This is a genomic window from Nostoc sp., assembly GCF_036919615.1.
GTDB lineage: Bacteria > Cyanobacteriota > Cyanobacteriia > Cyanobacteriales > Nostocaceae > Nostoc.
Genome location: NZ_JBALCN010000074.1, coordinates 1 through 21,472 on the forward strand (window position 1 = coordinate 1; position 21,472 = coordinate 21,472).

Annotated in this window: 21 protein-coding genes and 2 pseudogenes; 15 read left to right on the plus strand and 8 right to left on the minus strand. The window is 39.9% G+C overall.

Annotated elements, in window-relative coordinates; all coding sequences use genetic code 11:
- Positions 1-32: 32 nt before the first annotated feature.
- From V7K48_RS21190 to V7K48_RS21210, 5 genes are all read right to left on the minus strand, one after another.
- On the minus strand, positions 33-770 hold the full coding sequence (locus V7K48_RS21190) for a CHAT domain-containing protein (RefSeq protein ID WP_335075173.1): 738 nt from the start codon (positions 768-770) through the stop codon (positions 33-35).
- Positions 771-813: 43 nt separating this feature from the next.
- On the minus strand, positions 814-1,788 hold the full coding sequence (locus V7K48_RS21195) for a tetratricopeptide repeat protein (protein WP_335075174.1): 975 nt from the start codon (positions 1,786-1,788) through the stop codon (positions 814-816).
- A 385-nt stretch (positions 1,789-2,173) separates the two neighbouring features.
- Positions 2,174-2,671 carry a hypothetical protein gene (locus tag V7K48_RS21200; protein ID WP_335075176.1) on the minus strand — a complete coding sequence of 166 codons (498 nt, stop codon included), beginning with the start codon at positions 2,669-2,671 and terminating at the stop codon, positions 2,174-2,176.
- Between the two features lie 697 nt (positions 2,672-3,368).
- Positions 3,369-4,154 carry an RDD family protein gene (locus tag V7K48_RS21205; protein ID WP_335075177.1) on the minus strand — a complete coding sequence of 262 codons (786 nt, stop codon included), beginning with the start codon at positions 4,152-4,154 and terminating at the stop codon, positions 3,369-3,371.
- A gap of 45 nt (positions 4,155-4,199) precedes the next feature.
- Complete coding sequence (locus V7K48_RS21210; protein ID WP_335075178.1) at positions 4,200-5,045, minus strand: hypothetical protein; 846 nt, start codon at positions 5,043-5,045, stop codon at positions 4,200-4,202.
- A gap of 79 nt (positions 5,046-5,124) precedes the next feature.
- Here V7K48_RS21210 and V7K48_RS21215 point away from each other — a divergent pair, with 79 nt between their 5' ends.
- The 12 genes and pseudogenes from V7K48_RS21215 to V7K48_RS21265 all read left to right on the plus strand — a co-directional run bounded on the left by V7K48_RS21215 (position 5,125) and on the right by V7K48_RS21265 (position 15,727).
- The gene (locus tag V7K48_RS21215; protein WP_335075179.1) at positions 5,125-6,078 is read left to right on the plus strand and encodes a stage II sporulation protein M; all 954 of its coding nucleotides are present in this window, start codon (positions 5,125-5,127) and stop codon (positions 6,076-6,078) included.
- Between the two features lie 134 nt (positions 6,079-6,212).
- Entirely contained in the window at positions 6,213-6,782 is a 570-nt protein-coding gene (locus tag V7K48_RS21220) for a Uma2 family endonuclease (protein ID WP_335075180.1), read from the plus strand.
- Positions 6,783-6,846: 64 nt separating this feature from the next.
- Complete coding sequence (locus tag V7K48_RS21225) at positions 6,847-7,158, plus strand: hypothetical protein (protein WP_335075181.1); 312 nt, start codon at positions 6,847-6,849, stop codon at positions 7,156-7,158.
- A gap of 330 nt (positions 7,159-7,488) precedes the next feature.
- On the plus strand, positions 7,489-8,532 hold the full coding sequence (gene pstS, locus V7K48_RS21230) for a phosphate ABC transporter substrate-binding protein PstS (protein ID WP_335075182.1): 1,044 nt from the start codon (positions 7,489-7,491) through the stop codon (positions 8,530-8,532).
- A gap of 279 nt (positions 8,533-8,811) precedes the next feature.
- Entirely contained in the window at positions 8,812-9,813 is a 1,002-nt protein-coding gene (pstC, locus tag V7K48_RS21235; RefSeq protein WP_335075183.1) for a phosphate ABC transporter permease subunit PstC, read from the plus strand.
- Between the two features lie 74 nt (positions 9,814-9,887).
- Positions 9,888-10,769 carry a phosphate ABC transporter permease PstA gene (pstA, locus tag V7K48_RS21240; RefSeq protein ID WP_335075184.1) on the plus strand — a complete coding sequence of 294 codons (882 nt, stop codon included), beginning with the start codon at positions 9,888-9,890 and terminating at the stop codon, positions 10,767-10,769.
- Positions 10,770-10,801: 32 nt separating this feature from the next.
- Positions 10,802-11,581, plus strand: coding sequence for a phosphate ABC transporter ATP-binding protein PstB (pstB, locus tag V7K48_RS21245; protein WP_335075185.1), 780 nt, complete (start codon positions 10,802-10,804; stop codon positions 11,579-11,581).
- An 820-nt stretch (positions 11,582-12,401) separates the two neighbouring features.
- Positions 12,402-13,181: a phosphate ABC transporter ATP-binding protein PstB gene (pstB, locus tag V7K48_RS21250; RefSeq protein WP_335075186.1), complete on the plus strand. Its 780-nt coding sequence runs from the start codon at positions 12,402-12,404 to the stop codon at positions 13,179-13,181.
- Positions 13,182-13,363: 182 nt separating this feature from the next.
- Complete coding sequence (locus tag V7K48_RS35110; RefSeq protein WP_442949455.1) at positions 13,364-13,468, plus strand: IS1/IS1595 family N-terminal zinc-binding domain-containing protein; 105 nt, start codon at positions 13,364-13,366, stop codon at positions 13,466-13,468.
- A gap of 122 nt (positions 13,469-13,590) precedes the next feature.
- Positions 13,591-13,728: pseudogene (locus V7K48_RS21255) on the plus strand (oxidoreductase); the annotation flags it as partial.
- A gap of 106 nt (positions 13,729-13,834) precedes the next feature.
- Positions 13,835-14,956 (plus strand): 4-hydroxyphenylpyruvate dioxygenase, encoded by a 1,122-nt coding sequence (gene hppD, locus V7K48_RS21260; RefSeq protein WP_335075187.1) that lies wholly within the window; start codon positions 13,835-13,837, stop codon positions 14,954-14,956.
- A 78-nt stretch (positions 14,957-15,034) separates the two neighbouring features.
- Positions 15,035-15,727 carry an HAD family hydrolase gene (locus tag V7K48_RS21265; RefSeq protein WP_335075188.1) on the plus strand — a complete coding sequence of 231 codons (693 nt, stop codon included), beginning with the start codon at positions 15,035-15,037 and terminating at the stop codon, positions 15,725-15,727.
- A 618-nt stretch (positions 15,728-16,345) separates the two neighbouring features.
- Here V7K48_RS21265 and V7K48_RS21270 read toward each other — a convergent pair.
- Positions 16,346-16,972 carry a CPP1-like family protein gene (locus V7K48_RS21270; protein ID WP_334976948.1) on the minus strand — a complete coding sequence of 209 codons (627 nt, stop codon included), beginning with the start codon at positions 16,970-16,972 and terminating at the stop codon, positions 16,346-16,348.
- A 646-nt stretch (positions 16,973-17,618) separates the two neighbouring features.
- On the opposite strand from V7K48_RS21270, the gene V7K48_RS21275 reads away from it, so the two are divergent.
- A complete protein-coding gene (locus V7K48_RS21275; protein WP_334815859.1) occupies positions 17,619-18,338 on the plus strand; it encodes a response regulator transcription factor in 720 nt (239 codons plus the stop codon).
- Between the two features lie 524 nt (positions 18,339-18,862).
- Here the strand turns inward: V7K48_RS21275 and V7K48_RS21280 are convergent.
- On the minus strand, positions 18,863-19,009 hold the full coding sequence (locus tag V7K48_RS21280; protein WP_335075189.1) for a hypothetical protein: 147 nt from the start codon (positions 19,007-19,009) through the stop codon (positions 18,863-18,865).
- A 71-nt stretch (positions 19,010-19,080) separates the two neighbouring features.
- A pseudogene (locus tag V7K48_RS21285) lies at positions 19,081-19,272 on the minus strand (DUF2811 domain-containing protein); the annotation flags it as partial.
- A gap of 473 nt (positions 19,273-19,745) precedes the next feature.
- On the opposite strand from V7K48_RS21285, the gene V7K48_RS21290 reads away from it, so the two are divergent.
- Positions 19,746-21,017 (plus strand): MFS transporter, encoded by a 1,272-nt coding sequence (locus V7K48_RS21290; protein WP_335075191.1) that lies wholly within the window; start codon positions 19,746-19,748, stop codon positions 21,015-21,017.
- An 8-nt stretch (positions 21,018-21,025) separates the two neighbouring features.
- Positions 21,026-21,322 (plus strand): hypothetical protein, encoded by a 297-nt coding sequence (locus V7K48_RS21295; RefSeq protein ID WP_335075192.1) that lies wholly within the window; start codon positions 21,026-21,028, stop codon positions 21,320-21,322.
- Positions 21,323-21,472 lie beyond the last annotated feature (150 nt).

A 21,472-nucleotide genomic window follows, 5' to 3' on the forward strand; every position in this document is an offset into this window, starting at 1 on the left:
TGCGATTTCAATCTTAAAAGGGCGGCTCATGGCTATTTTAATTTATCGAGTTTCTTTTCTCCATTATATGCAGCTTCATATAAAATTGGTATTAGGTGTTCTGCAATACCCGCTAGCCGAATGGCATTGCAACCTAATTGGTAAGCAAACTCCACTGATTCTCCAGCACCCAAAGCATCATAAAATCCCACTGCAAATTCAATCGCCGCCTTATCTCCAATTGCCTTACTCATCCTAATTACGTAAGGAATATATTTAACAATTGCCTCTGCTTGCACTTCAGAATAACAAGCGTTGAGTACGACGCACTGCACTTGACTGGCAAACAACTCAAATAGTCCAGCTAGTGCTTCTGCGTCCACGAACCGCACCTGTCCGGTTTCATTCTCTAATGCTAAACCTTCATCTCCTGCACCGTGACCGGAAAAATGAACGATTTGCGGCTTTGTGTCTAATAGGGCGCGATAAACGTCCCGCACGCGTACAGCCCACTGCTGCTTGATTTCAAACTGTTCCCGTTTTTTAGCTCGCTGCAATCCTGCGTTGATCTCTCGCACCTCTTCGTCTAGACGCAAGGGTGAAGTAGTTTTTGGATTCGCTGCTAGAATCAAAATTGTTCTCGTGGCAGAAGCGCTAGCAACTTCAGTTTTGATATCGGCGCCGTTTGATGAATAGTCATTAAAAGTGCCACCGATTTGAGTCCCGTTATCTCCTACGAATCCGCCACCGAATTTGGCATTGCCTAGGTTGTATTTAGATGTTTCTGACACAGGCTTATCCTCTATTCTCTATTACAGATATATTTGAATACAGTTACTCAACGTGCCTCCATTCCTCAATACTTGACAGTAGCTTCTTAGCAAGTGGGTGATTAATTTTTTGTTGAAACGCTTCGGTACTTCCTGACTGAAGGACAGCAATTACAAGTTCTTTGAAGGCTGGATCATTCTCTATTTTATCAACTGCTTTAGTTACCACTCTCATTTTCTCAGTGCTGGTTGTAGTCGGATTGGCAGCTGAGAGTTGCTTTAGAAGTTTCTGAATCTCTGCGGCAGCTTGAGATAGGTTTGGGCTAGAAGAATAGTCATTTAAAGTACCACCCGTTTGAGTTCCTTGAGTTCCAGCGAAGCCACCACCAAATTTTGCGTTGTTAAAGGTGTAACTAGAAGTTTCTGACTTGTCTGACATAATATCTCCTTTATGATGAAAATGTTCTGCATGAAAAGTAGGACGCTTTTCAACACGCCAAAGTCGACGATTGATTTCTTCTTGGCTAGCATTTCCGTGAATAGGTTCAGATGTTTCTGAGGAGCCAATCAAGAACCTTGTAATATGCAACCAAAGATTGTTACTTTTATGCAGATATTCAATCGACTGCTTAATCTTATTAGCTTCGGCAACCATGCCTTGCTCCATGAATAAGCTTCTAGCAGTTTCCAGGTTTTTGATAGCTTCCTTTTTGTTACCTTGCTTGTACAGTATAGTCTCCAGCGTAGTATACGCTGCCGCAACTTTACGGTTAATACGAATTGCTTCTTCAAGTATAGATATAACTTCTGCCTCCATATAACCCTGCTGTTGCAGGTCACTTACTAGGCTAGTGTAAGCTACTGCTACGGCTTCATCCGTAAGTCCTAAAGCTTGTTGTACATTCTTCAATTGATAGTAAATTTTTCTATTAATACTATTTGGATTTTGCTCAATTGCTTTTTCCAGTTCTCGTTTATATTGCTGTATTCTTGATTCGTAATCGTTATAAAGATTCAAGTCTTCATTTTGTATATTCATAGCTTGTTGTAGTAATATCCCTAATCTTATAAACTCTGTTTACTTACCTATAAAATTGCCTGCTTAGTTATGGTAAATGCATCTTATGTGGCTTGAAAAAATGACAAATCTAAAAATGGGTTAACAATCTAAAGATTTACTAATAAAAAGTAATCTCCTCTTAAATAAATCTGATGAGATTATGACAATAATGTAGTTACAGAGCATCAAAAGGTATCAAATAAATTGAAAGTAGAATGAGTTTTACGGCTCCTTTATACTCATCCAGGATATCTTAATTCTCAAACCCAAGCTAAACTTAGATTTGGAATAACTAGCCAAAATATTACCTTCAATTTTGGCTTCTTAGATAATAGAATTTAGGAGCGGGAATTGCTGTGTGTTCTTAATGTTTGGTAGTAACGTTTGCTGCAAGTGCTTGTGCTTGATTTACAAGTGTCAATAGCGCTGCTCCACTTAACAAGACACCTGTTTTGGAATATTGCTTCTTATTTACTTCCTCAGCTACTGCCATTAGATGATTAATAGAATCTTTATTTACGCCTGATAAAATAGCGTTGTGTACCTCGTTATAAATAACTTGTTTAGCATTAGCTTTTGCTTGGTTCAAGTTAAAAACGCCAGGAGCGACCTTAGCCACATCATCTCCTTGGTTAGCTAAACCACGAGCTACTATCGCAGCATCATCTCCTTGGTTAGCTAAACTACGAGCTGCACTCGCAGCATCATCTCCTTGGTTAGCTAAACTACGAACTAGCGTCGTAAGATCATTTTCGTGCGTAGCAAAAAAATTGATTACATCTTCTCCGACATTTGCTAAGACTCCGACCTTTGCTAAGGCGATAGTAGGTATAGCAACCAGCGCAGCTATGAGTTTTTTCATCTTTCTCCTCCTTCTAGAACACTTAGTGGAAAGTTTACTCTCAGTCGATGAAATTATTGCTCAGTTGTTAAATGTAAGCCTCAAAGTTAATGACGGTAAGACTAGTAGTCAATGATTCAGTCATCGGTACTAAGCGCTTTTACGTTTGTTGGTATATAAGGAGCTACAAAATAAAGTCGTGCCATTCCGGATTACACTCTTTTTTTTCAAAAATCAGATGCTTATTTTCTTTTTTAATAAACATCAACTTAGGACTTACACACTGTACAAATTAATCGTGATGTCCATTAACGAAAATAGGTTGTTTCAGGCTTTTCTTATTTATCTTTTGCTCATAAATAGACCATTTTATAGGCGTTTAGCATCCTAAACGCCTACAAAATATGTATTCTTTAAATATCTGTCTATCATAATTGGTATTTCTTGTCAAGGCATAAGTCCTAAAACTATATAATTACAATAAATTAAAAACAATTTCTGTACTTAGTTCCAGGAGTTGCAGATTTATACATACATGAATGGACAGCTAGTTATAGACATAGCAGAGAAAATAAGCTCAAAGATAAATCCTATGACGCCTTTTCTACGGAACGCCGGGTTTAGTTTGTATAGCCACAATTTCTAATCGTCTAGTATTTCTTACAAAATGGGATGCTCCTCCTAGCTTTTTATCAATACTCTAAATAAAATCTCTAGCCTAAAATTCCGGTTGTTGATAAACAACATAAACAGCTTCTAAAAATACATCGGGTGTAACAGGTTCTGGCAAATTTTCTAAATTAATAATAGCTTTAACTTGCTCTGCTAACTTTAGAGATAGTGATGCTCTTGCCTTTAACGACATTGCATTACGTCGATGCAAATACTCACGAATCACAGCAAAATCATCAGGCATCAATGGTGATAAATCAGCAATTTGTACTAACTGTTCATGGAGTACCTTTGCCTGTTCTGAAATTGTCAATATCGCTGATGCAATGGGTGTTTGGGCTTGAATCACAATTGTGCCAGCAGCCAAATCACCTAAGCGCTTTTCGCGACGACCAAACATAATTAAAAAAGCGCCAATAAACAAAGTCTCATCAAAGGGTCGCAGTAAGGCACGTAGCGTTGCTTGTTGTAGCCCGATGAGTCTACCATCATCTCGAACTACGCGAATTTTAGCAAACCGTTTACCAGGAGTTTGCCCAAACCATAAAGTTTCAAAAAATACAAAATAGCTGATGTAAATTGCAAAGGCGATAATGAAGAAAATTGCTAACAACCAAAGTCCTAAACTCTGAGCATTCGTAATAAAATCCTCAAAAAAATTGAAAAGTTGTGTTGAAAAGACAGTCCAGGTAAGGAAAAACACAAGTAAGGTTACAGTCAAGACTGTATAGTCAATCAGTAGTGCCAAAGCTCGATTGCCGATTCCCGCTAAAGTGAATTCTAACTCTACACTTTCTGGAGTCTGGAATGTGATGCGATTAAAAAAGCGCATATTTTAACTAATTGAAAATTAATAGAGTTGAATTAAGGTGTTGAGTTAACGAAAATCTTGTGAGGGAGGTTCTCGTAACTGCAAACCTAGACCCTCACGCCGAGTCCGCAAGTCCAAGTATAAAACAGCTTTTAGTGCTTGCCAGAATGGCATTACAAAAACTCCACCTACTAAACTGCCGATCCAAGAAATAAAATACACAATTCCGTAAATAATAGAACCTTGCTCAAGTTTTAAGAGAAATAAGCTGGGTATATAGTTTAATACAAACACCAACGGCAGTGTAACTATAAAAGCCACTAAAACGATGCCCTGAATGCGAAGTACTGAAGCTTTAGTTAACTCCCAACTTCTGGCAACACTTTCGCCACCATTGATATTTTCCTCAACTGCTAGCGGTATCTCAGCTACCACCCAACGCGAGTAGAACCAGGTTAGTCCCAACAGCACAATAACTACCGTTATAATTATTGCTAATGTAGTTGCAACTATAACACCTGAAGTACCTAATGTCCGTCCTAATGCTACTCCCAGCAAGGTAGCCAGGACACCACCCACCATCGCCAGTCCAAAATAAATTAAAAGCAAAGATATTCCTACTTGGAAACCAACTCTTAAAAATGACCACAGACGCAGATTAACATGGCTGCTGGCAGCTTGGACACTTTCAGGGTGGTAAATCAATTCTCCAAAAGCCAAGCGTGAAATTAGTCCAGAGATGGCTGCATATTTTGCCCAGCCGTAAATAGGAACTATAATCCACAAGTGAGCAATTAAAGCCAGTTTTAGATAAGTCTTCAGATGAGAACGATACAACTGTACCGCAGCACTGACAACATTTCCTACACTCAGTGGTTGTATCTGACCGGGAGATCCAAAATTTTTAGACATAATAGCAATTTAGCTTGAAACTACGGAGATGAATTTGAGGATATTTTAAGCTAAGTTAAACTCAGTGTTCCCAAAATTCATGAATATTCAACGTTGGATTGCGCGACGAGAACCGAATTGGCAGCGTTTGGATGCCCTATTAAGGCAGATAGAAAAAAAAGGGCTAAAGTCCTTACGGGCAACAGAAATTAGAGAGTTAGCGGGTTTGTATCGTTCAGTAGCGGCAGATTTGGCCCGTGCCCGCACGCAGCAAATTGGCAATACTTTGATACAAAGTTTACAATTTTTAACAACTCGTGCTTATACGCAGATTTACCAAGGTTCGCGGCGACAGGAATGGCAGGCAATCCGAAAATTTTACACTTGGGGATTACCATCTGTAGTTCAGAAAACATTTGCATATATTGCTGCGGCGATAGTGCTGTTTCTACTGGGGGCATTAGTGGCTTGGTGGTATTCCTGGCAAAATCCTAGCTTTATGTCGTTGATAGTACCTGAAAGCTTGATTACTAAGGTGCGAGATGAGCATAAATTGTGGATGGGGTCAATTGTCGGCGTTGAACCTCTGGCATCCAGCAGTATCATGATCAATAACCTGTCGGTGTCTTTTGGGGCTGTTGCTGGTGGCTTCACGGCTGGAGCATACACAGCTTATTTGATGGTATTTAATGGCTTACTGATTGGTGCTGTTGGTACTTTGGTTGCTCAAAATAATCTGGCTTATGCTTTTTGGGCGTTTGTGTTGCCGCATGGTTCCTTGGAATTACCCGCCATCTTTTTTGCTGGGGGGGCGGGATTTTTATTAGCAAGAGCAATTTTATTTCCTGGTAAATATCGCCGTGGGGATGCACTGAAATTGTACGGTTCGCAAGCGGTGCAGCTAGTATTTGGGATTGTACCAATGTTGATTATTGCTGGTGCGATCGAAGGCTTTTTTTCACCTAATCCCAGCGTACCTGAGCCGATTAAATATTTGGCAGGAATAGGATTATTTATACTCTTGGTGCTGTATTGTAGCCGCAAGCAAACATGAAATAAATTAGGTAGCAGCGGATTGGTGAATTTAAAAAATATTTTAGAATAAGGTAAATACTTTTAAATTAAGACTTCACAAGTTAGGACTTAACTATGTAAAAAAAATTATCATAAGTTGGAGCTAGGATAATCATGGTAAAAACACCAAATAAAATATTGACTCTAGAAGAGTTTCTCGCACTACCAGAAACTAAACCGCATTGCAAGTACATCGACGGTAAAATCATTCCAAAACCTATGCCTCAAGGGAAACATAGCACTATTCAAGGAGAACTCTGTCCCACAATCAATTCTGTTGTCAAAGTACAAAAAATGGGTTGGGCTTTTCCAGAATTACGTTGCACTTTTGCAAGACGTTCTATAGTTACCGATGTCGCTGTATTCTCTTGGGGAAGGCTTCCTGTAGACGAGAATGGTGGTATTGCCAATACATTCGCCGCAGCACCCGACTGGATAATCGAAATTCTCTCCCCCGAACAAAGCCATACAAAAGTTACAAAAAAAATCTTACATGCTCTCAATCACCGGACTCAAATGGGTTGGTTAATTGACCCTGATGAGCGATTCATTGCTGCTTATCCTGCCAGACAACAACCTTTACCTTTTGAGGAAAATGAGTCTGTTTTGCCGGTACCAGAGTTCTGCCAAGGGTTACAGTTGACGGTAGGTGATATTTTTGGATGGTTAAAGGTGACTGCGTAACAAATATTTTGTTCAAGCCAACTTACTATTTTTACACTGAAATATGCCAAGACGCACAAATGATATGCCAAAACGCATCATCACCGAGCTATCTGATGAACAAGAGGCAATGCTTCCTATTTATAGAGAGAAGTGGCGCTCGATACAAATATCAACTGAATCAATTAAGCAAGAAAAAGTCGCAGCAGTAATCAAAACTGCTTATACAGTGAGTGATTATCCTGAGCCTGAGATATTATTCTATAGCAGTCCTATGACGGCAATTAAGAAGATTCTTGCTATTGAGAACTTTAAAACGTATTTAGGGCGCGGAAGACATTCTTCTGAAGAAAATCGAGAGCAATATTATGAGGAGCAATATCCTGATCCTATGTAGATGCAGAGCCTAACAACAAATGATTTAGAATTGCTACTCCACTCCAGGAAGTTACAGATAAATACAGATTTTTCTCTCTTTTCTACTGAAGTTATATTTTTTAAATTGTGTAATCTACTCATTTTTAATTATTTAAATTAAGCTGAAGTTTGTCATTAGCATATTTTTACTAAACTAATCTAGTCAATAAAAGATCAATAAACAAAAAATATTTAAAGTAAAAGTTAAACTCACCTTAATCTTTTGTTTATTCATCGTTAACTATAAAAACTGTAAGTTAATTTAAGGCTGAAATTACAGCAGGAAAATATTCCTTTAATCAGAGGTAATATGATTTTTTCGACCACCATCTTGAATCGTGTCGTTGCTACTTCAATGGTGACAACTTCTGTTGCACTCAGTCCATTTTTTGGTGCGATCGCACAAGCTGAAACTCTCAATGGTGCAGGAGCAACTTTTCCAGCTCCGCTTTACGAACGCTATGCTCGTGAAGTTAAAAATAAATATCCAGACTTGAAAATTAACTACCAAGCAATTGGTAGTGGCGGTGGTATTCGTCAAGTTACTGCTGGAACTGTTGACTTTGGTGGTAGTGATGCTGCAATGAAAGATGATGAAATCGCTAAAGTCAAAAACGGTGTAATCTTAGTACCCACAGCAGGCGGTGCCGTTTCTGTGGTTTACAATCTTCCAGGCGTTAATGATCTTAAATTGTCCCGCAGTACACTACCAGCAATTTTCTCAGGTCAAATTACCAAATGGAATGACGCAAAAATTAAAGCTGATAATCCAGGTGCTAATCTACCAAATCAATCAATTAAATTTGTTGTTCGCGCCGATGGTAGCGGTACAACTTTCATTTTTACTAATCACTTAAGTGCTACCAGTGGTTATTTTAAAGGCAGAGTTGGAGTTAACACTGCTCCAAAATGGAATCTGCCAAATGTCCTCAAAGGCAAAGGCAACCCAGGCGTAGCTGCCTTAGTATCTCGTACTCCTGGTTCTATTGGTTATGTTGAATATGCCTACGCTATCAAAAACAATCTGAAATCAGCATTGGTACAAAATAAGAAAGGAGAATTTGTTGCTCCTTCTTTAGAATCTGCAAATGCAGCTTTGTCAACTGTCACTTTCCCAGACAACTACCGCGTTTTTGTAGGAGATCCAGGACAGGGTTATCCGATTGTCGGTCTCACCTGGATTATGGTTTATAAACAGTATGCTAGTGCTTCTAAAGCTGATGCTATTAAGAAATGGATTAATTGGGTACTGAAAGACGGTCAACAATATAACGATGACCTCAACTACACTAAGATTCCATCTGATGTGGCAAATCGTGTACTTCAGACAGTGAATAGCTCTGTCAAACCTTAATTTGCAATCTTACCAAAACAGTGCTGAGTAAAAAAAGCAATAATTGCACTCAGCACTCCTGAATACTTTCCTCTTTTAGTAGTATGAGTTAATCTGACTTTTCACGTTATATAGAAAAGCCCACGAAAAACTTAACCCCCTTCCTGACGCGGGAAGGGGGGAAATCAAAGTCTCTCTCCTTTGAGGAGAGAGAAATAGAAGTGAGGTTTTCCAGATACCATAAAAGGAGTTAAAGACTCACTATAATAATAAGAAAAAAATCTATTTTATTGATTTATAATGGCAAATTCATCAGAACCAATCGACAGAAATTCATCACATGATCCAACTCTAGGTGATGAAAGTTTTAATTTAACAGCTATCAGTGGCACAAATTTCTGGTTTGACCAAAGTTTTACACGGTTACTATACTTTTTTTCCGTGATTACTGTTGCAGTACTATTTTTGATGAGTTGGGTAATTTTACACGAAGCTCTACCAGCCATTAAGCAGTTTGGATTGGGGTTTTTGTGGGGACAAGATTGGGATACAGGGAATCAGCTTTTTGGTGCATTACCCTATATTTATGGAACTTTAGTAAGTAGTGCGATCGCTATTTTATTTGCTGTTCCAGTAGGAATAGCAGTAGCCTTAGTTACGAGTGAAAATTTCGTACCTTCATCGCTACGAACAATTTTAGCATTTGTTGTTGAATTAATTGCAGCAATTCCCAGTGTTATTATTGGTTTGTGGGCAATTTTTGTGTTTATTCCAGTTTTAGAACCTTTACAAAAGTGGCTAACCAGCACTTTTAAATGGATACCACTGTTTAATACAGAAGATCCTTCTGGGACTAATATGTTGACCGCTGGAATTATTCTAGCCATCATGATTTTGCCCACAATGGCAGCAATTACTCGTGATGTTTTAATGGCTATCCCTAAAGAATTACGTAGCGCATCTATGGCTTTGGGTGGTACCCGTTGGGAAACAATTTTTCGGGTCTTACTACCAGCTAGTTTTTCTGGAATGGTGAGTGCAGCAATGCTCGCATTAGGACGTGCTTTGGGTGAAACAATGGCTGTCACTATGGTGATTGGTAACTCTGCTCAAATCAGTGCTTCTTTACTCGATCCAGCTTATACAATTCCCTCAGTATTAGCGAATGAATTTGCCGAAGCTGAACCGGGATTGCATATAGGCGCTTTGAGCTATTTGGCATTGATTTTGTTTGGGTTGACTCTAGTTGTAAATATTGGTGCTGTACTATTGGTGAAATGGGTTGGTAGGAAAAATAATTAATTCTATTTATGTTTAAACTGACCATAAATACTTTAGTGGAAAAATACGTTTAAAAATCAAAATTTGTAAAAAGTATGAGTGGTTACATCCAGTTAGAAACTGATGAATCTCTAGCGACAGAATTATGCAGTCCTCTACCAACAGAACGAGTAATATTTACTTATGTAATGAATGCGATCGCCTTTGGTTTAACAGGTCTAGCACTCATTCCTTTATTATCAATTTTGTGGGAAATTATTGTCCGGGGAATATCTGGACTGAAATCAGATATGTTTGTCAAAGCAGTGATTGACAATGGCTTTGGCAATGCTATCCTGGGAACCATAATTATGGTGGTAATTGGTGCTATTTTAAGCATTCCCACAGGGATAATGACAGGAATTTTCTTGGCGGAATTTGGTCAAACCAATCCAATCGCTGGACTTGTTCGTTTGATCACCAATATTCTTACAGGTGTGCCTTCAATTGTTGTAGGCGTATTTGCTTATGGTGTGATAGTTTTAGTAACTAAAGGATTTAGTGCGATCGCAGGTGGTTTTGCTTTAGCTGTGATTATGCTACCTGTGATTATACTGACAACAGAAGAATCATTAAAACTGATTCCCACATCTCAACGCCTCGCCTCTGCTGCTTTAGGCGGAACTCGCTTCCAAACGATTTTTCGCATCGTTGTCACAGCTGCAATTCCCGGAATTACTACAGGTATTTTATTAGCTGTAGCTCGTGCGGCTGGTGAAACAGCACCCTTAATTTTTACTGCTTTATTTAGTCTAGATTGGTCAGAAGGATTGTTAAGTCCAACAGCTTCCTTACCAGTATTGATTTTTAACCTTTACAACGACCCCGACCCGCAAAAAAGCCAATTAGTATGGACTACTTCTATAGTTTTACTCAGCTTAATTTTATGTGTCAGTATTCTCTCTCGCTTAGTTATTAGCCAGAGAAGAATCAAGTAAAACAAAAATTTTGTTTCGCAGCTTGGGCAAGCATGAATAACCTAATTCCAGCTATCAGAGTTAAAAATATCAGTTTTTACTATGGCACAACAAAAGCGATCGAAAAGGTGTCAATGGATATTTATCGAAACCAAGTAACCGCAATTATTGGCCCTAGTGGTTGTGGTAAATCTACCTTCATCAAAATTCTTAATCGTATTAGCGAATTAGAAGGGCCTGTGAAAGTTGAAGGAGATGTAGAATTTTTTGGTCAGAATATTTATGCTCCTCGTGTCAACATCAATCGGTTACGCCGCCAAATTGGTATGGTGTTCCAAAAACCGAATCCTTTTGGGATCAGCATTTACGAAAATGTTGCCTACGGTATGAGAATAGCAGGTAGGTATTCAAAATTAAAATTAGATGAGATTGTCGAATCTGCTCTTAAAAGTGCTGCTCTTTGGGATGAAGTGAAAGATAAGCTGGATAAATCAGCTTTAGGGCTTTCTGGTGGTCAACAACAGAGATTATGTATTGCCCGTGCTTTAGCAGTCAAGCCGAAAGTTCTGCTGATGGATGAGCCTTGCTCGGCTCTTGACCCCATCGCTACTATGAAAGTTGAGGAACTGCTCCATAGTTTGCAGTCTGAGTTGACAATTGCGATCGTTACCCACAATATGCAGCAAGCCGCTCGCGTCTCTGATTTTACGGCTTTCTTCAGCACCGATGAAAGTCGGATTGGTCAAATGGTTGAATTTGGCGCTACAGAGCAAATCTTTAACAACCCACTAGACCCCCGCACCCGCGACTACATTTCAGGGCGTTTCGGTTGAGGGACATCCAAAAATTAAATTACTCAATTCCTGCATCGAATACGATTATCAGGTTTCATCTCCCCCTGCTTTCCCTGCTTCCCCCAGGGCAAACACATCTAATTTTGGGAAAATATTTGATTTATTTTATTTATCAAATTATTTTCAATTTTTGAGGAAAAAATCCTCGCTAGTACTGAGTTGTTAGTTGTATCTAGAATAAATACTGTGGCATTCCACTAGGGCGACCACATCATGTCAACAAGGCTAGTTTATTCGCAACAGTCTCAAAATAATCTGATTAATCCCTACTTATTGACAAAAATTTTAGCGTAGGCGTAGCCCGCCGCAGGCATCGCATTGAGTCTTAGAAAGTAAATAAAACGATAAGTCCTGATTTATTTCGTTAGTTCTTAATCTTGTTTGTAATTAAGGGTAACTTAGATGCGTTTGCCCTGCTGCTCCCCAAAGCGATTGATTATTTTTTTATTTGGAAGTCCCTGAAGTATGTCCTAGCTCCTCACTACCTATGAGGGGTATATAATATTAATATTTTTATTTCTACATAGCTATTTCTAAGTCGAAGCAGCCCAAATCCTTTTTAATAGTAAAGGATGGTATATAGATCCAGGTGCGAAAGATGGGTATAAAAAGTCTCTAAAAGATAAATTTTGGCACACAGTCTTAATATAAATATCTACTAACAGTTTATCTGCTGTATGACTACTGTATAGCTACGTAATTTCCACGAATATCTCCTTTTGGGAGTAATATTATGAAACAGCGGCGCTGATTTGTACTGTTTTGCTTAGTCAAGTTTTGTTTCACACGTTTTGGGAATATGAGTAAACTAATTCCAGCCATCAGAGTCAAAAACTTCAGCTTCTATTACGACACTCAAAAGATAGTTGAAGGCGTGTCAATGGATATTTACCAAAACCAAGTCACGGCAATTATTGGTTCTAGTGGTTGTGGCAAGTCTACTTTTCTTAAATCGTTAAATCGCATGAGTGAATTAGAAGGAGAAGTAAGGGTTGAAGGAAGAGTAGAATTTTTTGGACAGAGTATTTATGAGCGTCGTGTCAACATCAATCGCTTACGTCGCCAAGTTAGTATGGTTTTTCCCAAGCCAAATCTTTTTCCCATGAGCGTTTATGATAATGTTGCCTATGGAGTGAAATTAGTTGGATGGCATCCGAAAGTAGAATTAGATGGGATTGTCGAATCTGCCATCAAAGCTGCTGAACTTTGGGATGAGGTGAAAAATAAGCTGCATAAGTCTGCTTTAGAGCTTTCTGGCGGTCAACAACAAAGATTATGTATTGCCCGTGCTTTAGCAGTCAAACCGAACGTTCTGTTGATGGATGAACCTTGTTCAGGCCTTGATCCTATCGGTAGTATGAAAATTGAGCATCTGATCCATAACTTGCGCTCTGAATTGACAATTGTGATAGTTACTCACAATATGCAGCAAGTTTCTCGCCTATCTGATTTTACGGCTTTCTTTTATAGTAATGAAAATCGCATTACTCAAATGGTTGAATTTGGTACTACAAATAAAATCTTTACTAACCCTGTAGATTTTCGCACCCGCGACTACGTTTTCGCCCGCATCAATTAGAAATGTTTGATTCTAGCTATTTAGAGAGTTACCACATAGTGCAACTGGAAATTAGGGGTTAAATTTAATTTCCGCTTGCTTTGGGTTTTTCTTGTATTGGGCAATACGAACTGAAATTGACAGTATTATTTTATACTATATATTTAAAGATAAGTATCTGCTCTAAATACCTGAATCACAAAATGAAATGTCCCCGGTGCGAATCTACTTTATATGGGAAAAATGGTCGTCGGAATGACAAGCAGAATTACCTCTGCAAAAATTGTGGTAAGTGGCAAGGAATATGAGATAACGTCGCTACTCTGCAAGTAAATGTTTTATGAATGTCTACGTATAATCTTCACCGATAATTCAGTATTATATAAAAAGATATAAATAAATGTAAATAATTGAATGCATAATAAAGTTATTGTCGTTGAAAGTAGACCGAAAAAAAATGCTCAGTCCTGAAACTGCTGCCAATGCAATTTTCTTTGCCCTTTCTGCCGAACCGCAAGCTGTGCCAATGGAAATTAACATTCAACCTGATAGTCATTTGTTTTTTTAGAGTATCAGTACGTTTACATAATTATTGCCTGGGAAAGACCTGAAAATTTAGCAAAAAAGGCAAAATTTACAGAGATATAAGCTGTTATGCTGGATTTTCAGTATCTATGAAAATTGATCACGTTCATTTCTATGTAGAAGATGCCAAAGTATGGCGGGATTGGTTTGTACACCATCTTGGTTTTCAAGCAGTAGCCAAGAGCATCAGTTCGTTTCACACTTGTACAGAAGTGGTGAATAGTGGTGCTGTCTGCTTTTTGCTGTCTTCAGCACTGTTACCCACAAGTCCAGTAGCTGAGTTTTTGCGTCAATATCCACCTGGTGTGGCAGATGTTGCTTTTGCTGTCGAAAATGTAGAAGGCGCGATCGCACTCGCTCAACTGCACGGTGCTACAATCCTACAACCCATCCAGGAACGCCAGGTGGGTACGGCATTCCTCAAGTGTGCCAAAATTGCCGCCTGGGGTGGACTGACTCATACGTTGATAGAAAGGTCATTGGTCAGTAGTTATACCCTGCGGGAAGGCGTTCGCGTAGCGTCTCGTAGAGAAGCACCGACGCCATTAGTTTTTGATAAAGGACAAATGACAAATGACAACACTTTTACCGCCATAGATCACATAGTGCTGAATGTGGCAGTTGGTGAATTAGAGCGTGCTGTCGCTTGGTACGAAAACATCTTAGATTTTCAACCCCAGCAGGCATTTAAAATTAAAACTGATCGCTCTGCTTTACACAGCCAAGTAATGGTTTCGCGTAACAGCAGTGTTCAATTGCCAATTAATGAACCGGCTTCCAGCAATTCCCAAATTCAGGAGTTTCTTGATGTCAACCGAGGGCCAGGAATTCAACATATTGCCTTGCGGACGACTAATCTTGTAAGTGCGATCGCTAAATTTCGTGCCAGTGGTTTATCCTTACTCTCAGTTCCCCAAAGCTACTACTCGCAGCTAAAACAGCGACCAGGACTCACTCTATCACCCTTAGAACTGGAAGCGATCGCTCAACAGGAAATTCTGGTGGACTGGCAAGAATATACTGCTGTAGGGGCACAACAAACCGCGCCTCTACTACTGCAAATTTTCACCCAGCCCATTTTTGAACTGCCAACATTTTTCTTTGAGTTTATTGAGCGCCGTTTCCAAGCTCAAGGTTTTGGCGAAGGTAACTTTCGTGCCTTATTTGAAGCCATTGAAAGCGAACAAATCAAACGTGGTACCCTGCAATAAAATGCTGCTCTAAATTTATCTCTCAAAAAATAGCCATACATCTGAGATAATTTTCATAAAAATTAACATTCTCCGCCGATGCTAAGACTTATTACTGACTTCGACGGCCCAATTATTGATGTTTCCGAACGGTACTACCGTGTTTATCAATTCTGTTTGGAGAAAACCCATCGCCCAGGCCAAGTAGTGCAAGAACTTCTGAAAGCGGAATTTTGGCAGTTAAAGCGATCGCGCATTCCCGAAAAACAAATCGCCTTAAATTCCGGGTTAGACGAAGCCCAAGCCCAAGAATTCGCCCAGTTGCGGCGGCAAACAGTGCATACAGAACCTTACTTTCACTATGACAGCCTCGCACCCGGTGCTGTGGATGCATTGTTAAAAATTCAACAAGCTGGAATTGATTTGGCTGTTATGACGATGCGCCGATTTCGGGAACTAGATTATGCCTTTAAAAAACACGATTTAGGAAGATTTTTCCCGGAAAATCGTTGTTATTGCCTGAGTAACGACTACGTTAAAACTCGCGATATTGAAGATAAGCCCTTGTTAATGGCTAGGGCTTTAGAAGAACTGCCCCCAGCTGCTGATATCTGGATGGTGGGAGATACGGAAGCCGACATCACCGCTGCTAAAAATTATGGTATTAAGATGATAGCTGTGGAATCTGGCATCCGCGATCGCACCCAATTGGAACTTTACCACCCCGATTTAATCGTTAAGGATTTCAGCGCTGCTGTAGATTTAGTTCTAAAACCTAAACACCTTGTCTAGAAAGGCTCTGTGGCTGTAACAGATTAGACCTCTTGCATAAGTCGAATAGACCCCCCTTAATCCCCCTTTATAAAGGGGGGAAACTTGAAATCTTGGCCCCTCCCCAACACATACGGGGAGGGTTGGGGAGGGGTAATTCAAGGATTTTTGCAAGAGGTCTATTGAATTAATCGGCATTCGTTTATTGTCTTTTAATATTGGGTAACTTACCTTTTACATCAATCTCAATTATGCCAATCATCCCCTAGGAAATAAATTTCCTTTCTTATAGCCAAATAGTGGACTCAAGCCCTTGATCATACATACCATTGACAAAAATCTTTGCAACAGGTGAATCGAATGTAGGGGTGTACAGATGTATAACCCTACAGATGTTTCTGTATCAAATATTTCGTGAAATGGTATCAGTCTTCATTATAAAATTTTACCTATTAGCCCAGATTTATTCTGAGGCGGTTGTTGGCAATGCTGGAAGATACCAGGTAATAACCTAATTAGCATTCAGGTTGAAAACTAAAATAGGAGTCAGAATACTTATTCTGACTCCTGACTCTCTTATTTGAGAAGAACACACATTAACTATGTCTTCTTTATAAAAACTTGCTTACGGGTAGCGATTTAGCGTAGAAAGCTACTAACCAACCACAACAATATAAACGTTATTACCGTAGAGAACTGATTTGTTCCCAAACTGGTAAATGATATTTGTGGTAAGAGCCAGCTAGCAACTAGTCCCCCAGCGATTAAGCCAATTATTAAACTGACAAGGGTGAACAAAACTGCTCGGCCAAATTTGCCTTCTTTGCGATTCAGAAAATAAATACTGGCACCTACCCCAACCACTAATGCTAACTGCAAAACCTGATCGCCTCCCTCTGGGTAAAACACACTAATAGAACTCAAACCAAGAAACCAAGCTCCTGGCAAGAGTATATCCGCAGGTGTTGGCTGATCCAGCATCCGTTGCAGCCATGCAGGTGACTGCTTCTGAGGGGTTTGAGTTTCTTTAGGAGGCGATTGCACTCGCAACTCTGGAAACCGGATACGCTCAGGGACTTTAATTTTACCTTCCTGGCGCATCCGTAAGCGATCCATTAAAATCGCATCGTAAGCCGCTTCAATTACTTCTAAATGCTTGGCATCGGCACTATGTTGCTCGAATAGGCGATTACGAGCATCCTGAATTTCATCGAAGCTAGCCTCTTCTGATACCCCAAGTTTTTCGTAGGGATTTTGATCGCTCATGGGAGTTTGTTACTTCAGCCTCAGTCAGCGGCAGTCTTTTGTCGAATAAAAACAGCTTTAGGTTTTTCTTTGATCGAAACTAAAGTCTCGACCTATTTTTATGCCCTACCAGGATAGTAGCACGGGTTAGTTTAATCGACTTTGTAATTTCAACCATAGTCACTTTAACATATCGCTATAACTCCGTGTATACCCTCATGTCGTTGCCCAGTTCAGGCTCTAATCTAGAATTTGGACGGAGAGTACCTAAAATGCATAGTTTTTATGAAAAAATCAACTTTACTGTTTCAAATTTGGCAACTTACTGTGCCCTAACAGAGTTTTTTTAATTATACTGAATAATCGCTTGTGGTATATATCCGCAGATCGATTTAAAATTGAAACGTTTTTAGTTACCACCTAACTGGGATCAAGAAGGTGTCTGGGTGTCAAGAACTATTGCGGCTAAAGTCAGAGCGCCTATATACTGTGGCTAACATAAGTTTCGCGTTCTCATCGGCCACAATCCTGATTAAAGTATTTATTTTTGAATAATCAGGATTCTTATACCTTAGCCATGTAGATTCTTAGTTAGTCCCAAAGTGGCAACTGCGTTTTTACGCAACCTTTTTGTTAATCTTACGAATTTTTGTGCAAAGTAATGGTCATGGCTCCTGCCAAGATTCTTGTAGTTGACGACGACCCTGCGGTTCGGAATTTAATCCAACGCTTTTTGATTAAACAGAACTATCAGGTGGAGGCTGCCGAAGATGGAAAGACAGCCTTAACTCTATTTGAGCAATTTAACCCTGATTTGGTGATTCTAGATGTGAATTTACCAGATGTAACGGGGTTTAACCTCTGCCAAGAGATGCAAAGTCGTAATGGTGTTTTTGTTCTGATGTTGACTAGTCGTGCTGATGAAGCTGATAAAATTCGCGGCTTTGCTAAAGGTGCCGACGACTATCTCACCAAGCCTTTTGGGTTGGGAGAGCTAGAAGTCAGAGTCGGAGCTATTTTGAGGCGTCAGCGAGTGATAACTACGGCCGAGCAGAAACGCTTGGTATTTGAAAAACTTATGATTGATCCAGTGCGACGGGAGGTGGCACTTAATAACCAACCAGTACTCTTAACTGCTCTGGAATTTGACTTGTTACATTTTTTAGCCAGTCATCCAGGTCGAGTTTGGCGGCGTGCAGAACTAATTCAAGAAGTGTGGGACTATGAATATGTCGGTGACCAGCGGGTTGTAGATGTACATATCGGTCAAATTCGTAAGAAGATTGAAATTGATGCTAGTCAGCCAGCATTAATTCAAACTGTACGTGGCGTAGGGTATAAGTTTGAATCTGCTGCTCACCCCCAGCAATTAGAAGCCAAGTCCTGAGTTTATAGTCTAGAGTTTTTTAACTCTTGACTGTTGACTCTTGGGGGAGCAATTGGTGGATTTTTTTGGCTTTAGTAAAAGACAAATTTAGACAATCAAAATAGGTAGATATCGCTCAAATACAGACCAGGCAGTTATTTGAGATATTGATTCATCCGTTTAAGACAGTGGACAGGGGAAAGAGTTCACTGGAAAATATTTCTTCACATCTGACCGTTTTGGTAGATATAACGGTGCTTAGAGTGGAGTTCATCGGGGCGCATAGCTGTGCGCCCCGATGAACTTGTTTATATCCAAAAGAAAACCGCTATATAACAAGTACTAACGGTCAGTTAATATACGCAAGTCTTGCCTCAATTCTAAATCTGGGGCTATTACTAACTAGTTTTAGTCACAGGAGAAACTATTGGAACCTTTTTAATGGATCAGAATCTATTGATTTTTTTGTTGTAATATTGCCCGCAGATGGTCGATCGCTATTAGGTCAATCAATTTTAGATAATGGAATTGACGATAGCACAGCGTTAGCGAGCAGATGATTGGATTTGTTCCGCCCACGCTTGGACGGGGCGTGAACCAAAAAAATCTAAAATTGGCACGGTCAAAATCCCATTGATGAACACGGTTTGTCGTGCCCATATTAGGGCATGAGGCAGAATAACGCCCTTCATACCAGTACCTATGGAGTATCTAGTAGATTAGCTGTTGCGGGTGAATCGATGCTGGGGATTTCTACTGAGGAGTGATGGAACAAAGTTTCCAGATAGACTCGGGCAGCACGGCGATCGCTATCTCCATTTTGGAGTAAAAACAATGATAACGCTGCCGTGAATACTCTGTTTTCATCCCAATCGGGATGGGTTTCTAAGTAGTTTTTTAAGGATTCGTGGAGTGTTTCGGGAATTTCTGTAAAGATGCTAACCGTTGCTTTCATGAGATTTTCCTCCTATGAGGTCAATCAAGAGGGACAAGTTGCTTGCGGTGAAGCGGCTTAGGGCTACCTCAGACGCTCTTTTGCCAGCCCGACAATCGGCGTCCACATCTGATGGTAATATATTTTACACATTTGATGCCAACGGTTGAACAGACTACAAAAGCAAGCCGCATCATTGTGCGCCAAGAGGGGGTGGGTTTGTCAATGCTGCGAAATGTTAAAAACGATTGTATAAAAAATAAATACGAACGGAATAATCACCTTTAGAGCCTATTTTTTGTTACTTTACTTTATAAAAACTCAGTCCTTCAAGTTCCTTGTCACTGTTAATTCACAATCCCCAGTCAGACGGCAAGAAGCCCATTAGCTCGTTGAGTACCTGTGGAAAACTGCTAAAATCTCTGTGGAAACCCTGTGGAATGAGTCAGGAAAATAGCAGGCAATGATAAGAATTACAAAAATGTCACAAAACTATGACATTTAAGCTCATGAAATTAGCTTCTCAATCTCAATTATCATCGTGGCTGCCCTCGATACATCCCCAGGTCTGGATTTTCGCAATTGGTAGATTCTTCTCGGAAGTTGGCACCGGCTTTACCCTGTTTTACGCCCCGATCTTTTTTGTCAATCAAGTTGGTTTATCTGCAACCGCCGTTGGCATAGCCTTTGGTAGCGCCTCGATTTCCGGCATTGTAGGGCGGATTGTAGGTGGTTCTTTGGCTGATTCTGAACACTGGGGACGCCGCCGCACTTTGTTGCTCGCGACGGCGATTTCAGCCATTGGTTCTCTAGTTTTAGCTACAACCACTAATTTTACTATTTTGGTAATTGGTAGCTTGATTAGCGGTTTAGGGATAGGTTTCTATTGGCCGGCTGCTGAAGCTGTTGTTGCTGATGCCAGCCAGATTGACAATCGCCGCGAAACTTTTGCGATCGCCCGATTAGCAGATAATCTTGGGTTAGCGATCGGAATTGTGCTAGCAGGGTTTTTGATCGCGATAATTGGGAGTTATCGATGGTTATTTGTCATTGATGCCATCTCTTTTTTAGTCTTTTTTGGGGTTGTCTATGTGGGAATTATTGAAACTGAACAACAGCAGATAGGGAAATCTGAAAAAACACAACATTTTGCTTCTTGGATGAAAGTATTAAGCGATCGCCGCTTCCTTGTCTATATAGCAGTTAATATATTCTTCACAATCTATATTTCTCAAATCCACAGCACCCTGCCGCTTTACTTCAAAAACTTTGTTATCAAAAGTACTACCGAAGGATTTGCTCAAACTACGATTAGCGTTCTATTTGCTTGGCATCTGGTGCTAGCGATCATTTGTCAATTGCCTGTTACCAGTATTTTAAAACGCTGTTCTCATACACTCGCACTTACTGTGTCTGCTATTTTTTGGGCAATTGGTTTTGGCCTGATTTGGGTAAGCGGTACTGCCCCATCTCATAATCTAGTTTGGGTAGCATTGGCATTGGGAGCACTTGCTGTTGCGATTGTTTCTTATACCCCATCTGCTGCTTCTTTAGTCACTGAGTTAGCTCCTGAAAATCAACGCGGCGTTTATTTCTCCATCAACGCTGTCTGCTGGGGTGTTGGCTATTTTATTGGTCATCCCTTGGGTGGATGGGCATTAGATCAACCGCGAATTATTACTGATAGTTTCTGGCTAGGCTTTTCTTTGAGTGTGGCGATCGTCGTGGTAATTTTACAGTACCTGAATCGAATTTGGGCTGATTAATCACTAAAATGGTGTTATGCTCACATTTAGCAATTTTCTCAGGAGTGAAATCACAGTGGTTCGTTGATACAACAAACAGGCAAATAATTATAAGTCGCTGCGATCGGGCTAAAAGTCTGAGAAATTTTGGTTTTTTGTTTGTTGTGATTGTGTCTGGATTTACTATGAATATTCCTTTCTCCTATCTCGAAAGAATTCGTGCTGTCTATCCCAATATCTCTATTGACCATCTTGACTTTAATCAAGATGGGATGGTTAACGATGTATGTCATCGACCAGGCGCGTTTCTGGGTGGGGACACTTGAACTTCAGTGGGCTTTAGCTGGAATAAAGTTTAACCATACATCATTGTCGTTGACACATATCCCTCTTCTGTCACTTTCCGGAATAAGCAAGTAGTAAATAAGCTAAATCATCCAGAAGCATAACAGGGTTTAAATTGATTCATGGCAGCA